The 13,658-nt window shown below is 65.7% G+C and carries 15 protein-coding genes; 7 read left to right on the top strand and 8 right to left on the bottom strand.

Going from position 1 to position 13,658, the window contains the following annotated elements:
• Window positions 1–3 precede the first annotated feature (3 nt).
• Window positions 4–789, bottom strand: a complete 786-nt coding sequence (locus tag IWX78_RS11330; protein WP_196833625.1) for an isoprenyl transferase — start codon at window positions 787–789, stop codon at window positions 4–6.
• A 177-nt stretch (window positions 790–966) separates the two neighbouring features.
• Here IWX78_RS11330 and trhA point away from each other — a divergent pair, with 177 nt between their 5' ends.
• Window positions 967–1,656: a PAQR family membrane homeostasis protein TrhA gene (trhA, locus tag IWX78_RS11325; RefSeq protein ID WP_442929248.1), complete on the top strand. Its 690-nt coding sequence runs from the start codon at window positions 967–969 to the stop codon at window positions 1,654–1,656.
• Between the two features lie 12 nt (window positions 1,657–1,668).
• On the opposite strand, the gene IWX78_RS11320 is transcribed toward trhA, so the two are convergent.
• The gene (locus IWX78_RS11320; protein ID WP_196833623.1) at window positions 1,669–2,106 is read right to left on the bottom strand and encodes a nitroreductase family deazaflavin-dependent oxidoreductase; all 438 of its coding nucleotides are present in this window, start codon (window positions 2,104–2,106) and stop codon (window positions 1,669–1,671) included.
• Window positions 2,107–2,190: 84 nt separating this feature from the next.
• On the opposite strand from IWX78_RS11320, the gene IWX78_RS11315 reads away from it, so the two are divergent.
• Both IWX78_RS11315 and IWX78_RS11310 read left to right on the top strand, forming a co-directional pair.
• On the top strand, window positions 2,191–3,753 hold the full coding sequence (locus tag IWX78_RS11315; RefSeq protein WP_196833622.1) for an FAD-dependent monooxygenase: 1,563 nt from the start codon (window positions 2,191–2,193) through the stop codon (window positions 3,751–3,753).
• Window positions 3,750–4,259 carry a GNAT family N-acetyltransferase gene (locus IWX78_RS11310; protein ID WP_196833621.1) on the top strand — a complete coding sequence of 170 codons (510 nt, stop codon included), beginning with the start codon at window positions 3,750–3,752 and terminating at the stop codon, window positions 4,257–4,259. The genes IWX78_RS11315 and IWX78_RS11310 overlap by 4 nt, the downstream gene beginning before the upstream one ends.
• Before the next feature lie 95 nt (window positions 4,260–4,354).
• Here IWX78_RS11310 and IWX78_RS11305 read toward each other — a convergent pair whose 3' ends face one another.
• Both IWX78_RS11305 and mca read right to left on the bottom strand, forming a co-directional pair.
• Complete coding sequence (locus tag IWX78_RS11305) at window positions 4,355–4,669, bottom strand: hypothetical protein (protein ID WP_196833620.1); 315 nt, start codon at window positions 4,667–4,669, stop codon at window positions 4,355–4,357.
• Window positions 4,666–5,532 (bottom strand): mycothiol conjugate amidase Mca, encoded by an 867-nt coding sequence (gene mca / locus IWX78_RS11300; RefSeq protein WP_196833619.1) that lies wholly within the window; start codon window positions 5,530–5,532, stop codon window positions 4,666–4,668. Before mca ends, IWX78_RS11305 begins: the two co-directional genes overlap by 4 nt.
• An 88-nt stretch (window positions 5,533–5,620) precedes the next feature.
• On the opposite strand from mca, the gene IWX78_RS11295 reads away from it, so the two are divergent.
• Window positions 5,621–6,037, top strand: coding sequence for a DUF4307 domain-containing protein (locus IWX78_RS11295; RefSeq protein ID WP_196833618.1), 417 nt, complete (start codon window positions 5,621–5,623; stop codon window positions 6,035–6,037).
• 83 nt (window positions 6,038–6,120) lie between these two features.
• Window positions 6,121–6,612, top strand: coding sequence for a transcription elongation factor GreA (greA, locus tag IWX78_RS11290; RefSeq protein WP_196833617.1), 492 nt, complete (start codon window positions 6,121–6,123; stop codon window positions 6,610–6,612).
• A 58-nt stretch (window positions 6,613–6,670) separates the two neighbouring features.
• Here the strand turns inward: greA and ilvA are convergent, their stop codons facing one another.
• Together ilvA and IWX78_RS11280 are read right to left on the bottom strand one after the other, a co-directional pair.
• The gene (ilvA, locus tag IWX78_RS11285; protein ID WP_196833616.1) at window positions 6,671–7,912 is read right to left on the bottom strand and encodes a threonine ammonia-lyase; all 1,242 of its coding nucleotides are present in this window, start codon (window positions 7,910–7,912) and stop codon (window positions 6,671–6,673) included.
• Window positions 7,905–9,182 carry an AI-2E family transporter gene (locus IWX78_RS11280; protein ID WP_196833615.1) on the bottom strand — a complete coding sequence of 426 codons (1,278 nt, stop codon included), beginning with the start codon at window positions 9,180–9,182 and terminating at the stop codon, window positions 7,905–7,907. Before IWX78_RS11280 ends, ilvA begins: the two co-directional genes overlap by 8 nt.
• 51 nt (window positions 9,183–9,233) lie before the next feature.
• On the opposite strand from IWX78_RS11280, the gene IWX78_RS11275 reads away from it, so the two are divergent.
• Both IWX78_RS11275 and IWX78_RS11270 read left to right on the top strand, forming a co-directional pair.
• Window positions 9,234–10,481, top strand: coding sequence for a winged helix-turn-helix domain-containing protein (locus IWX78_RS11275; protein WP_196833614.1), 1,248 nt, complete (start codon window positions 9,234–9,236; stop codon window positions 10,479–10,481).
• 90 nt (window positions 10,482–10,571) lie between these two features.
• On the top strand, window positions 10,572–12,008 hold the full coding sequence (locus IWX78_RS11270) for a hypothetical protein (protein WP_196833613.1): 1,437 nt from the start codon (window positions 10,572–10,574) through the stop codon (window positions 12,006–12,008).
• Window positions 12,009–12,084: 76 nt separating this feature from the next.
• On the opposite strand, the gene IWX78_RS11265 is transcribed toward IWX78_RS11270, so the two are convergent.
• Both IWX78_RS11265 and IWX78_RS11260 read right to left on the bottom strand, forming a co-directional pair.
• Window positions 12,085–12,966: a M48 family metalloprotease gene (locus tag IWX78_RS11265; protein ID WP_196833612.1), complete on the bottom strand. Its 882-nt coding sequence runs from the start codon at window positions 12,964–12,966 to the stop codon at window positions 12,085–12,087.
• A gap of 80 nt (window positions 12,967–13,046) precedes the next feature.
• Window positions 13,047–13,613, bottom strand: coding sequence for a LemA family protein (locus IWX78_RS11260; RefSeq protein WP_196833611.1), 567 nt, complete (start codon window positions 13,611–13,613; stop codon window positions 13,047–13,049).
• Between the last annotated feature and the right edge of the window lie 45 nt (window positions 13,614–13,658).

Raw genomic sequence — 13,658 nt, 5'->3', positions numbered from 1 at the left:
GGCTCACCCGCCGTAGCGGCGTTGCCGCCTCGAGAAATCACGCAGGGCGCGGAGGAAGTCGACCTCGCGCAGGTCGGGACCGAGCGCCTCGACGAAGTAGAACTCACTGTGTGCACTCTGCCAGAGCATGAAATCGCTGAGCCGCTGCTCTCCCGACGTACGGATGACGAGGTCGGGGTCCGGCTGGCCGCTGGTGTACAGGTGTTCGCCGATGAGGTCGGGGGTGAGCAGCTCGGCGAGCGACTCGAGGTTGCCACCGTCGAGGTGGTGTTTCTCGACGATGTCGCGCATGGCGTGAACGATCTCGGTGCGGCCGCCATATCCGACAGCGAGGTTGATGTGCATGCCCTTCTTCTGGGCCGTGCGCGACTCTGCAGAATCGAGCGCGCCGACCAGGGGTTCGGGGAGCCCGAGCGTCGACCCGACCCGTTTGACCCGCCAGTTGCGGTAGTGCGAAAGCTCCTCAGCGAGATCGGCGATGATCTCGATGAGGTCGTCGAGCTCGTCAGGCGAACGGGACGTCAGGTTGTCGCTGGAGAGCAGGTACAGAGTGACGACTTTCACGCCGAGGTCGTCACACCATTCGAGGAACTCACGCATCTTTGCTGCGCCCGCCCGGTGGCCGTGCGCAGCGGTCTCATACCCCAGCTGCTTGGCCCAACGACGGTTCCCGTCGATGATCATGGCGACATGGTGGGGCAGAACCTCGCTGTTCAGACCCCGGCGCAGGCGTTTCTGGTAGAGGTCGTAGAGAAACCCGGGTCCTGGTTTCGGCTGGCTCTTCGTCACACCGTTACGTTAGTCCACTCCGGCCCGTTTGCCCGGGCGCTCCCGCGTATCCTGTCTTCTATGTCCCGAACTCCCTCCCCCGGTGAACGACCCTCTCGAGACGACGAAACGTTGTCACGGCAGCCCGGCGACGCGGCAGACGCGGCCGTCGCCCGCGACGACGCCGAGGGCACCTCACTGCCGAACATTCCGCTCCTCGACGACGCGATCTCCCGGCCTGAAGACGTCAAACCCACCTGGCGCGGCTGGATCCACGCCGGAACCTTCCCCCTGGCGATCGTCGGCGGAATCATCCTCGTGTCGCTCGCTGACGGCGCGGCGGCGAAGTGGAGCACGGCGGTCTTCGCCCTGAGCTCGCTCCTTTTGTTCGGGATCTCGGCGCTCTACCACCGGTTCGACTGGGCGCCGCGCACGAAAGTCCTGCTCAAGCGGATGGACCACGCCAATATCTTCCTGCTCATCGCGGGCAGCTACACACCGATCGCCGTTCTCGCGCTTCCGCCGGAAAAAGGCACCCTGCTGCTGATGCTGGTCTGGGGCGGTACGATCCTCGGCATCGCCTTCCGGGTGTTCTGGCTGCACGCCCCCCGCTGGCTGTACGTCCTGCTGTACATCGCCCTGGGCTGGGCGGCCGTGATGTATCTCTTTGACATCTTCCGGGTGAACCCGGCGACGATGACGCTCATCATCGTCGGCGGGCTCCTCTACACGGGCGGCGCGATCGTCTACGCGATGAAACGCCCGAATCCGATCCCCGGGCATTTCGGGTTCCACGAAATCTTCCACGTCTGCACGGTTCTCGCGTTCCTCTGCCACTGGACCGGCATCCTGCTGCTCGCCGTCGACCCGGCATTTCACACCGGCTGAGCCGGCGTGAAATCAGTTCCGTCTGCTGAGCACGAACACCGGGATGAGACGCTCGGTCTTCACCTGGTAGTCGGCGTAATTGGGGAACGCTTCGACTGCCCGCTCCCACCATACGGCGCGCTCGTCTCCTGAGACCTCGCGGGCGGTGTAGTCGTGACGCTCGGTCTCGTCCTGCAGCTCGACGTGGGATTCCTTGAGCAGGTTGAAGTACCAGACCGGATGTTTCGGTGCGCCTCCGAGAGACGCGATGACGGCATACTCGCCGTCGTGCTCGACCCGCATGAGTGCTGTCTTGCGCAGCTTGCCGGATTTGGCACCGACCGTGGTGAGGATCACGACGGGTCGACCGTGGAGGGTCGTACCCTCTGTTCCGCCCGAGCTCTCGTACAGCTCGGCCTGGTTGCGGGCCCACTCTGATGTGCTCGGTTCGTACTCACCGGTCAACGGCATGATTCCTCCTGTGGTGCGGCTTTCCCGCCCATCCAGCCTAGTCCCGGGGTTCTGGTGCCCGGCTGTGGTGCATACGATGAAACCGTGAGCACGTTTTCTCCGGTCAGGACGGCCGACGTCCTCGTGGTCGGCGCTGGACCGACCGGGCTTCTGCTCGCCGTTATTCTCACCCGGCTGGGGGTCGACGTGATCCTCGTCGACGCCAAGAGTGGGCCCACCCGGGAGTCGCGCGCCCTCGCCGTTCAGGCACGGTCGATGGAGATCCTCGACCAGTTCGGGCTGGCCGCTGCCTTCCTCGACCAGACGATGATCGCGACCAGGATCAGCCCTGGCTACGAGAACTCCTCGTTCGGCTCGCTGCCGATCGGCCTCATCGGTGTCGGTGTGACGCCGTTCGCCGGCATCCACGTCCTGGAGCAGTCCAGGACCGAGCGTCTCCTCGCTGATCACCTCGACGCTATCGGCGGTTCGATCACCTGGAATTCTGCCCTCTCGTCCCTCACGGATTCCGGTGACGGCGGAATCGAAGCAACCGTCGACGGCCCTGACGGGCGGGTGACGGTCACGGCGCGGTACTGCGTCGGCGCTGATGGCGCGTCGTCCGTCGTGCGCAAACTCCGCGGCATCCCGTTCGGAGGCGTGACGAACGAGCACACGTTCTATGTGGCAGACGCGCACGGGGTGACGGGGCTCGAGCCCGGTGCCATCAACGTTCGGTTCGGCGCCGACGACTTTCTGGTGACCTTTCCGATGTCGCCGGGTGGGCACGACCGGCTGCTCGGCACTGTGCGGATCTCCCGCACGGGTGAACCCGTGACGGAGTCGGATGCCCGGGCGAAGCTCGACACGGTCTTCTCCGTCGACTACTCCTCGACGAGCTGGTTCTCGACCTACCGGATCTCGCACCGCGTCGCCCTGCGGTTCCGCGACGGGCCGGTGTTTCTCGCCGGGGATGCCGGCCACGTGCACTCCCCGGTCGGGGCTCAGGGGATGAATACCGGATTGCAGGATGCCCACAACCTCGGGATCACCCTCGCCGGTGTGCTTCGCCGGGGTGTCGACGCGGCCGCGCTCGACCGATACGAGTCCGAACGCCGCCCGGTGGCACTCCGACTCGTGGCGACCACCGATCGTGTCTTCGGTCTCGTCACCGGCAGCTCGTGGTTGTCACGCTTCGTGCGGCGGCGGGTCACGCGGGTGGTCGCGCCGGTGGCGATCCGGGTCGTCCCCCGCGTGCCCGGTGCCGGGCGACTTTTCGAGTACATCTCACAAACACGCATCCACTACTGGATGAGTGACGAGGCGAAGGCGACAGGAAAGCGTGGACGCGTGGTCGGTCGGCGGCTGCCGTGGACGGGGACCAACCATGACGCGCTCCGGGCCGTCACCTGGCAGGTCCACGTGTACGGCCCGGCCGATCGGCGGGCGGCGGTCAGGGCGTTGAGCGGGCTCGGTCTGCCGCTCCACGCTTTCCCGTCGACCGGGACCAGCCGGCTCGTTCCTGGCCGGTTCTACCTCGTCCGGCCTGACGGCTTCGTCGCCGCGGAGTCGCCGGGCGAGACCGCTCTCGTGATCTTCGGCCGGGCACTCGACGCCGCGGGCGAGCCGCGTCACGGAGCGAGAGTCGCGGCTACGCTGGGCGGATGACGTCCGTCACGATTCACCGTCCGACCGAACACGACTGGGAGCGCGTGCGCGACCTCCGCCTCGAGATGCTGCTGGACACCCCGATCGCGTTCATGGAGAGCGTTGCAGACGCCGCAACGAACAGCGAAGACGTCTGGCGGATGCGCGCCAATCGCGGCTCGACCCCCGACAGCGTCCAGCTCGTAGCGGTGGACGGTTCGGGCACCTGGGTGGGCACGATGAGCGGTTTCGTCGACCACGCCCAGACCAGCGGCCCGCTGCTCGTCGGAGTGTACGTCTCCCCCGCCTCGCGCGGCCGAGCGGCCGGCGTGACCGATGCCCTCCTCGACGCGGTCGAAGCCTGGGCGCTCGGCATCAGCGATGCGCTGACGCTCCACGTGCATGAAGACAACCACCGGGCGATCGCCTACTACAGGCGCCGGGGGTATCAGCCGACCGGCCACAGTTTCCCGTACAACCTGGACCCGTCGAAGAACGAGGTCGAGATGCGCCGCGCGCTCCGCTGACCGCGGCCGGCTGTCAGCTGTCGCAAAGCGTGTGTGTCTCGCGAACATAACCACCGTTTGCGACCGACGAACATGGCCCGCGTCCGCGCTCGAGGCTACGCTTCCGGCGTCCTGTTCCGTCTGGGGTCGTCGTCCGGCCCTGAGCCGTCCCCCGGCTCACTGGTGCCGTCACGTTCGTCGAGTTCGGCTTGCAGCCGCTCGCTGATCTCCGCCCGGTAGTTGACGCGCCTGATCCGCCGGAGCATGTCGAAGATGAGCAGGAACACGGCGACGGCGAGAACCGCGACGATGAGGAAGCCCGCCGGGCCCGGAGTGACGTCGTTCGGGTCGATGTTGAGCGTGGGAGTCGGCGACGGGGTCGTCGCCAGCCGCCACGCGGCATCCGTCACGGTGTTCCAGCTGGCGGTCATTCAGTGTCCTCGATTCCGGCGAACAGGTCGCTCTCGTTGTCGACGGGCGGCACAGAACTGCGGGCCCGTTCGAAGTCCTCGTACGGCCAGGCCCTGCGTTGCAGGTCGTTCGACCAAAAGAAGAAGCTGGAGTCAGCGGCGATCTGGCTGGCATGGGAACGGAGCGCAGCATCACGCGCCTCGAAGAACTCACCGACAGGAACGTGCGTGGTGGCACGCGCCGGGCGTTCCTTCATCCACTCCACCATCTCGGTCAGCTGTTCGATCAGTGGGGAGTCCGGTTCGGCCCGCATCAACTCGTCGAAGTTCGCCTGCACGCGGGCGTAGTTGAAGATGTGGTCGTAATACAGCTTCGAGACCTGCCACGCAGGGCCGGCGTCCGGGTAGGCGGATTCGTCGGATGCCGCGTCGAACGCCGAGACTGACACCTCGTGACAGCGCACATGGTCGGGGTGCGGGTACCCGCCGTTCTCGTCGTAGGTGATCATCACCTGCGGCCGGAACTCGCGGATGATCCGAACCAGCGGTTCCGTGGACACCGCAAGCGGGATCGCCGCAAACGAGTTGACCGGGAGGCTCCCGTCTTCCTGACGCATGCCGGAATCGACGTAGCCGAGCCAGCGGTGCTGGATGTCCATCGCCCGGGCGGCGGCAGCCATCTCCCGGCGACGCAGCCCGGGGAGGTCACGTTCACCCATCGCCCGTTGCTCGAGTTGCTCGTTGAGGATGTCGCCGCGTTCACCGCCTGTGCAGCTGACCACCATCACCTCGACCCCGCGGGAGCGGTAGTAGGCGCTGGTCGCCGCCCCCTTGCTCGATTCGTCGTCGGGGTGGGCATGGACCGAGAGCAAGCGAAGAGTCACGGTGGCCTGGTCTTCCGGTGAGAGAGTGGGGGCGTCGAAAACGATTAGCCTTGTCTCTACAGACTAACGTTTGCACGGATGAGGGTTGATGGTTTCGAACAGCGAGCGCGACACCACCGTTCTCGACGACCGCTACGGGCGCAGCGCCGAGCGGCGCACCCGAGAACGGCGGATCGGCTGGACTGTCGGTGGTGCATTCGCCCTGGTCTTTCTCGCCTGGGTGGTCTGGGCCGGGCTCGATGCTGCCGGCAGCGGGATCGATGTGCGTGACACCGCCCACGTGGTGGTGGATGAACGCTCCGTCGACGTGACGTTCGAGCTGTCAGTCGACGCCGGCGCGGCGACGAACTGTGCCGTACAGGCGCTCAACGACACCTTCGCCGTCGTCGGCTGGAAGGTGATCGAGGTTCCGGCATCCGAGATGCGGACCCGTACTTTCACCGAGACGGTGACCACTGTCGAGCAGGCCTCGACGGGTTTGATTTATCGCTGCTGGCTGGCATAGGCTCTCCTGATACCCGCAAGCCGGGTCCATGTGATACGCCCTGACGAAACCGTCAGGGCGTCAGTTTATGTAAGGAGTTCGCCATGGCTGCAGAGACTCAGGTCACCTTCCTCACGCAGGACGCCTATGACCGACTCGCCGGCGAGCTTGAGGAACTGTCCACCGTCGGCCGCGAAGAGATCGCCAAGAAGATCGAATCGGCTCGCGAAGAGGGCGACCTCAAGGAGAACGGCGGCTACCACGCCGCGAAGGACGAGCAGGGCAAGCAGGAGGCCCGCATCCGCACGCTCACCCAGCTGCTGCGTGACGCCTCGGTCGGGGAAGCCCCCGAAAGCCACGGCGTCGTCGAATCCGGAACCGTCATCACCGCGACAGTCGCCGGTGGCAAGGAAGTCTTCCTTCTCGGCAATCGCGAGATCGCCGCGAACTCGGACCTCGACGTCTACAGCGAGCAGAGCCCCCTTGGCTCAGCCATCCTCGGCCTCAAGGTCGGCGAGAGCACGACGTACACCGCGCCGAACGGCAAAGAGATCACCGTGAAGATCACCAAGGTCGAGACGTACGCAGGGCAGTAGTCCCGCTCAACGACGAAGGGCCGGCGACATCGTCGCCGGCCCTTCGTCATTGAATCGCTCAGTCCTCGACGATCTGAGGCGCGTACCCGGCATCCTGCAGCGTGCGCACCACGAGGTCACGATGCTCAGGGCCGCGGGTCTCGACGCTGAGTTCGAGTTCGACCTCGCCGATCTTGAGTCCGTGCCCGTGCCGCGTATGCAGCACCTCGATGACGTTGGCATTGGCCTGGGCGACGAGTTCAGCAGTGCGGGCCAGCTGCCCGGGACGGTCGGGCAGCGGAATCCTCAGCGTGAGATACCGGTCGGATGCCGCGAGCCCGTGGCTGATCACCCGTTGCATGAGCAGGGGGTCGATGTTGCCCCCTGAGAGGATGACGACGGTCGGCCCCGTCGGGGTCACCAGTCCGGCGAGAATGGCGGCGACACCGACAGCGCCCGCCGGTTCGACGACCTGTTTCGCGCGTTCGAGGAGAACGAGGAGCGCTTTGGCGATGTCGTCTTCGCTGACGGTCACGACGTCGTCGACGAGCCGACGGATGATGTCGAAATTCAGCAGGCCCGGTTTTCCGACCGCGATCCCGTCGGCGATGGTCGACAGCACGGGTACTTCGGTGGCGATTCCCGCGGCGAGGGATGTCGGATATGCTGCCGCGTTGGCCGCCTGGACTCCGATGATCCTGATCGTCCTGCCCGCCGCTGCCGCCCGGTATTTGAGAGCGGAAGCGACACCGGCGATGAGGCCGCCGCCACCGATCGGCACGATGACCGTCTCGACGTCAGGCACGGAGTCCCAGATCTCGAGGCCGAGCGTTCCCTGGCCCACGATCACATCGGGGTGATCGAACGGCGGGATGAAGATCGCGCCGGTCTCCTCGGCGTAGGCCGCAGCGGCGAGGAGGGGTTCGGCGACGGTGTGTCCGCGGAGGACGACCTGGGCGCCGTACTGCTTCGTTGCCTGCAGTTTCGGGAGGGGTACGCCGATCGGCATGAAAATCGTCGACGCGATCCCGAGTTCCCGCGCCGCGAAGGCGACGCCCTGGGCGTGGTTTCCGGCTGACGCAGCCACCACGCCTCTGGCACGTTCCTCCGGCGTGAGTTGGGCCATCCGGTTGTACGCTCCACGGATCTTGTACGACCCGGTGCGCTGCAGGTTCTCGCACTTGAGGTAGACCGGGGCGCCGAGCAGTTCGGCGAGATACCGCGAACTCTCCATCGGGGTCTCCTGCGCGACCCGGGCGACGACCGTTCTGGCGGTCTCGAAATCGGCGAGCGTCGGTCCGGCGAGCGGCGTGTCAGTCATGCGTCTGTCCTTGCGTCGAACCCGATGTCCCCGGATGCTTCGTCCCCGTCGGCCGCCTGGCGTGCCTCTCGACCGGCACGGTCTGCCAGATGACGTTGCCGATCAGCTGCGGGGTGCCAACGGTCCCCGGTGGTCTCGCCCGCCAGGCACCCGACGAGATGTACTTCGACATCACGTTGATCACGGCGGCGACCGGCACGGCGAAGAGAGCGCCGGGGATACCGGCGAGGAGAGTTCCACCGGCGACGACGAGGACGACGGCCAGCGGGTGAACCTTCACAGCCGCTCCCATCAGGAGGGGCTGGAGTACGTGACCCTCCAGCTGCTGCACGAGGAGCACGACGCCGAGCATGCAGAGCGCGATCACCCAGCCGTTGTAGACGAGAGCCACGAAGACGGCGACAGTGCCGGTGACGACGGCGCCGACGATGGGAACGAAAGAGCCGAGGAACACGAGGATCGCGATCGGGATCGCGAGCGGAACGCCGAAGAGAAACGCGCCGGCCCCGATCCCGACCGCATCGATGGATGCCACGAGAATCTGCGTGCGGGTGTAGTTGGTGAGCGTGAACCAGCCGGCCTTGCCTGCGCCGTCGATGGCCGTCTGGGCCTTCTTCGGCATGAGCCGCACGATCCAGCCCCAGATCCCCTTGCCGTCGATGAGAACGAAGATCAGGCAGAAGATGGCCAGGAACACGCCGGTCGCGACGTGCCCGAGCGTGCTGCCGAGCGACAGGGCGCCGCTGAGCAGCGCCTGGCCGTCGTTCTGGATGGCGCTGACGGCATCCGCGATGAAATCGTTGATCTGCGCTTCGGTCAGGTGGAGGGGCGAGGCGAGGAGGTAGGCCTTCAGCTCTTCGAACGATGCGACGGAGCGTTCCCGGACAACCTCGAAGTCGCTCGTGATCTGCCAGATGGCCAGCCACAGCAACCCGCCGACGACGGCGAGGGTGCCGAGGATCGCCGTCGCGATGGCCAGACCGCGCGGCCAGCGATGACGGGTGAGGAAGTCGATGAACGGCACGAGAAGGGCCGAGACGAGCACACCGATGAGCAACGGGATGACGATGAGCCTGAGCTGCACGATGAGAAGCACCAGCACGGCGATGGCGGCGGCGATCACGAGAAGGCGCCACGACCAGGCACCCGCTATCCGGATACCCCTCGGAACATCATCGTGAATATCGGTCGTCGGTACGTGGTCGGATTCTGCGGTGCCGGTCGGTCGGAAGACGCGACCCCACCAGTTGTGTTCAGTCGACTTCGCCACCGGAACAGTCTATGCCGCGGGTGTCGGCGGCAGACGCTAACGTCAGGAGCTATGAGCGACACCGTTTCCCCGGCCCTGGCGCGACGAATCGGACTGGCCGCCCAGGGTTTCGGGCGCCAAGCCCCCGCGTCTCCCGGCACCCGCCAGTTGAACGCCCTCGTCGACCGGCTCGGGGTGTTGCAGATCGATTCGGTGAATGTTTTCGAGCGGAGCCATTACCTCCCGGTGTTCGCCCGCCTCGGAGCGTACGACAAGGCCCTGCTCGACGCACTGACGTTCGCGCCCCGGGGTCGATACATCGAGTATTGGGGGCACGAGGCGACGATCATGCCGCAGTCGAGCTGGCCGCTGTTTCGGTGGCGGATGCAGTACTACCGTGATCGCAGCGCGCGCGATCCCCAGAGTTGGGGCACGGCGAATTCCGAGTTCCTCGACTGGCTGCTCAGCGAGCTTGCTGAGAAGGGCCCGATGGCCGCCAGCGCGATCGAGCACGACGCCAACAAACGGGTCGGGCCGTGGTGGGGCTGGTCAGACGTCAAAATCGGACTTGAGACCCTGTTCCGCTGGGGTGACATCGTTTCGGCAGGCAGAGCAGGTTTCGAGCGGCGTTACGCCCTCCCCTCGCAGGTGCTGGCGCCCGCGGTCATCGATCGCGACGTTCCGCGGGGTGACGCGATCCGGGAACTCGTTCGCCGATCCGCCGTGGCCCACGGCATCGCGACCCTCGACGACCTCGCCGATTACTATCGACTGTCGTCGGCTGACACCAGGCTCGCTGTCGCCGACCTCGTCGACGATGGCGAGTTGCTTCCCGTGACGGTTCCGGGCTGGATGCGCGGAAAACGGCCGCGGGAGGCCTGGCTTCACCGCGATGCCCGGCGTCCGAGGCGGTTGGAAACGTCAGCGCTGCTCTCCCCGTTCGACCCTGTCGTCTGGGCAAGGGACCGTGCCAACCGGATGTTCGACTTCCACTATCGGATCGAGATCTACACGCCGAAACACAAGCGTGTTCACGGTTATTACGTCCTTCCTGTGCTTCTCGATGACCAGCTGGCTGCACGGGTCGACCTCAAGAACGACCGCGCGACTCGCACCCTGCTGGTGCAGTCGGCGTGGCTCGAACCCGGAGCCCCCGCGGATGCTGCCGAGCGCGTCGCCGACCTGCTTCGCCGGACCGCGGACTGGCAGCAGAACGAACGGATCACCGTTCGTGACAGCGGGACGCTCGCGCATGCACTCGCATCCGCACTCGGCATCCGCCCCCAGTCTGCGGGGGCCGATGGGGAGAACTCCCCATAGATCAGGCCGTTTTTCCGGCCCTACCGGCCCCGTCGCGAGGCCCGTCGATGCTAGGTTTACAGCGATCACGCACGACGAAGGGGAGTTTTTATGTCGGACGAAAAGACACCAACAGGACCCGGGGGCGACGGGTCCGTGCCCGACGACAACCACACGGGGGCATACGGCCAGGACCCGAACGCACAGCAGAACCCGTACGGCCAGGACCAGCCGCAGGCGCAGAACCCGTACGGCCAGGACCAGCCGCAGGCGCAGAACCCGTACGGCCAGGACCAGCCGCAGGCGCAACAGAACCCATACGGCCAGAACCAGCCGCAGAACCCTTACAGCCAGGGACAAGGCCCGACTGACGGATACAGCCAGGGCGCGCAGGCAGCAGGCGCATACACCCAGGGTGCGTATTCCCAGGGCGCGCAGCAGTCCGGCAACCAGAGCCAGGCGCAGGCCGGTTACGCCCCGGGCGCCTACCCCCAGAACGCGACGCCAGCCGGTTACCCGCCCCAGCCGGGCTACCCGCAGCAGGCCGGCGCCCAGCGTCAGCCGATGGACCCCAAGAAGAAGAAGAAAATCATCCTGTTCTCGGCACTCGCCGCCGGGCTGGTTCTTCTGCTCATCATCGGCTCGGTCGTCATCAACGTCGTGAACAGCACCCAGTACGGTCCTGAAGCGACCGTGCGCAGCTACCTCACCGCGATCAGCCAGGGCAAGGCCTCTGAGGCCAACAAGCTCGTCGACCCGGGTGTCACCAAGAACGCCGCGGCTCTGCTCTCGGACGACGTCCTCGGCGAAGCCAAGGCGTTCATGAAGAACGCCAAGGTCACGAAGGTGTCCACGCGCGGCGACTCGGCCTACGCGGAGGTCTCATACAGCGTCGACGGCACCGCATTCGACGATGTGCTCGAGCTCAGCAAGGACGGCAAGCAGGGCGTCTTCTTCGACAAGTGGAAGCTCGACAAGCCGCTGCTCTCCTCGGTCTACGTGTACACGAGCCAGGGCACGTCGGTTTCGGTGAACGGCACTGACGTCGACTTCGGCAAGAACTACGAACTCGCCGCCTACCCGGCCTCCTATGAGATCGGGGCGCCTGAGGGCGACTTCTTCGAAGCTGAAGCGCAGACCTTCGTTGCCGGTACCGGCTCGAAGGCCAGCTACGAGGCCATCGACGTCGAGCTCACACCGAGCGAGGGCCTGACGAAGGCTGTTCAGGAGGCGCTCAATGCCCACCTGGACGAGTGCGCCACATCCACCACCGATGACCCTGAGGGTTGCGGAATGTACACCGGAGCGACCTACGACTTCTCCTCGGAGCCGACGATGAAGTACAAGGTCGACAAGTACCCGGTGGTCACGGTCGATGAATCGGGTCGGTACTTCTCCACCGAGGGCGGAAAGGTCACAGCTACGGCGACCGGAACGCTGTATGGCGGAGGAACCGGCACCGAGAGCTACACCACCGGCACCGACTGGAACCTCGACGGCTCGATCGTCATCGAGGAGGACGAGGTCACGCTCGAGGACATCTACTAAACCTCGACGACCACAGCGAAGCGGGGCGGACCGAAAGGTCCGCCCCGCTTGTCGTTTCCGGCAGCGCCCGCGTGGGCTAGAAGCCGCCGCCGATGGTGCGCAGCCGCTCCACCCGTTCCCCGATGGGCGGGTGGGTGCTGAACAGCCGGGCGACAGCACCGGGCTTCGCCGGGTCTGAGATCCAGAGGTGCGCCATCGACGAGTTCTGGCGACGCATCGGCCGACCGTACGCCGCGAGCTTCTCGAGTGCACTGGCGAGGGCTTCCGGGTGACGGGTGGTCAACGCGCCAGTGGCATCCGCCAGGTATTCACGCTGCCGCGAGACGGCCATCTGCACGAGGCTGGCCAGCAACGGGGCGACGATCATGGCGGCCAGACCGAAGACCAGGACGATGGGGTTGCCACCGTTGTTGTTGCGGTTGCCTCCGCCGAACCAGGCCATACGCACGAGCATGTCGGCGAGGAACCCGACGGCGACGACGAGACCGAAGACGATCATCGACACGCGGATGTCGTAATTGCGCACGTGTCCCATTTCGTGGGCCATGACGCCCTCGAGTTCGGAGTCGGTCATGATGTCGAGCAGGCCCGTCGTTGCGGCGACGGAGGCGTGCTGTGGGTCGCGACCGGTCGCGAACGCGTTCGGTGCCGGGTCGTCGATGAGGTAGACCCTGGGCATCGGCATGCCTGTGGTGATCGCCAGGTTCTCGACGATGCGGTACAGCCGCGGGTTGTCTGCCTTCTGGATCTCACGGCCGCCACTCACCGCGAGGGTTTGGCGGGACGCGAAGAAGTACTGCATCACGGCGTAGAGCGTCGCCCCGACGAGAGTGAAGATCGTGATCGTCGGGCTGTTGTAGATCGCACCGGCCAGGGCGCCAAGACCGCCGATGATGAGCAGGAACACGAAAATGATCACCACGGTGTTCACTTTGTTCCTGCGGATGGCCCGGTACATTCAGTGTCCTTTCGCGAAGACAGAAACAGCCCGAGTGCGCGCTGTTCGCGCACACTCGAGCCGTCGGATGAGTCTGACCTCTAGAACTGCACGCGAGGCGGCTCAGCGATCGCCGCGTTGTCTGTGACCTCGAAGAACTCGCGTTCGGTGAAGCCGAGGTTTTTGGCGATGAGGTTGTTGGGGAACACCTTGATCTTGGTGTTGAGTTCCCGCACACCACCGTTGTAGAACCGGCGCGAGGCCTGGATCTTGTCTTCGGTGTCGACGAGTTCACCCTGCAGCTGCAGGTAGTTCTGGCTGGCCTGGAGCTGCGGGTACGCCTCGGCAACCGCGAAGATCGACTTGAGCGCCTGCTGCATGTGGTTCTCAGCGGCTGAGGCGTCTGCCGGCCCCTGGGCGCCCAGCGTCTCGGCGCGAGCCCTGGTGACGTTTTCGAACACGGCACGTTCGTGTGCGGCGTAGCCCTTGACCGATTCGATCAGGTTGGGGATGAGATCCGCGCGACGCTTGAGCTGCACCGTGATGTCGCTCCATGCCTCGTCAACGCGAACGTTGAGCGACACCAGGGAGTTGTACGTCACCCAGAAATAGATGCCGACGATGGCCGCGAGTGCGACGACGATGAGTAGCGGAATGAGCCATTCCATGGCGAGGACTCCCTTGTGTGCTGAGCGTGCAGAGCGCGCAGTCGG

This window comes from Mycetocola sp. CAN_C7, from assembly GCF_015752285.1.
Lineage (GTDB): Bacteria > Actinomycetota > Actinomycetes > Actinomycetales > Microbacteriaceae > Mycetocola_A.
The sequence above is the reverse complement of the archived record's forward strand: the minus strand, read 5'-3'. Positions and strand labels throughout refer to the sequence as shown.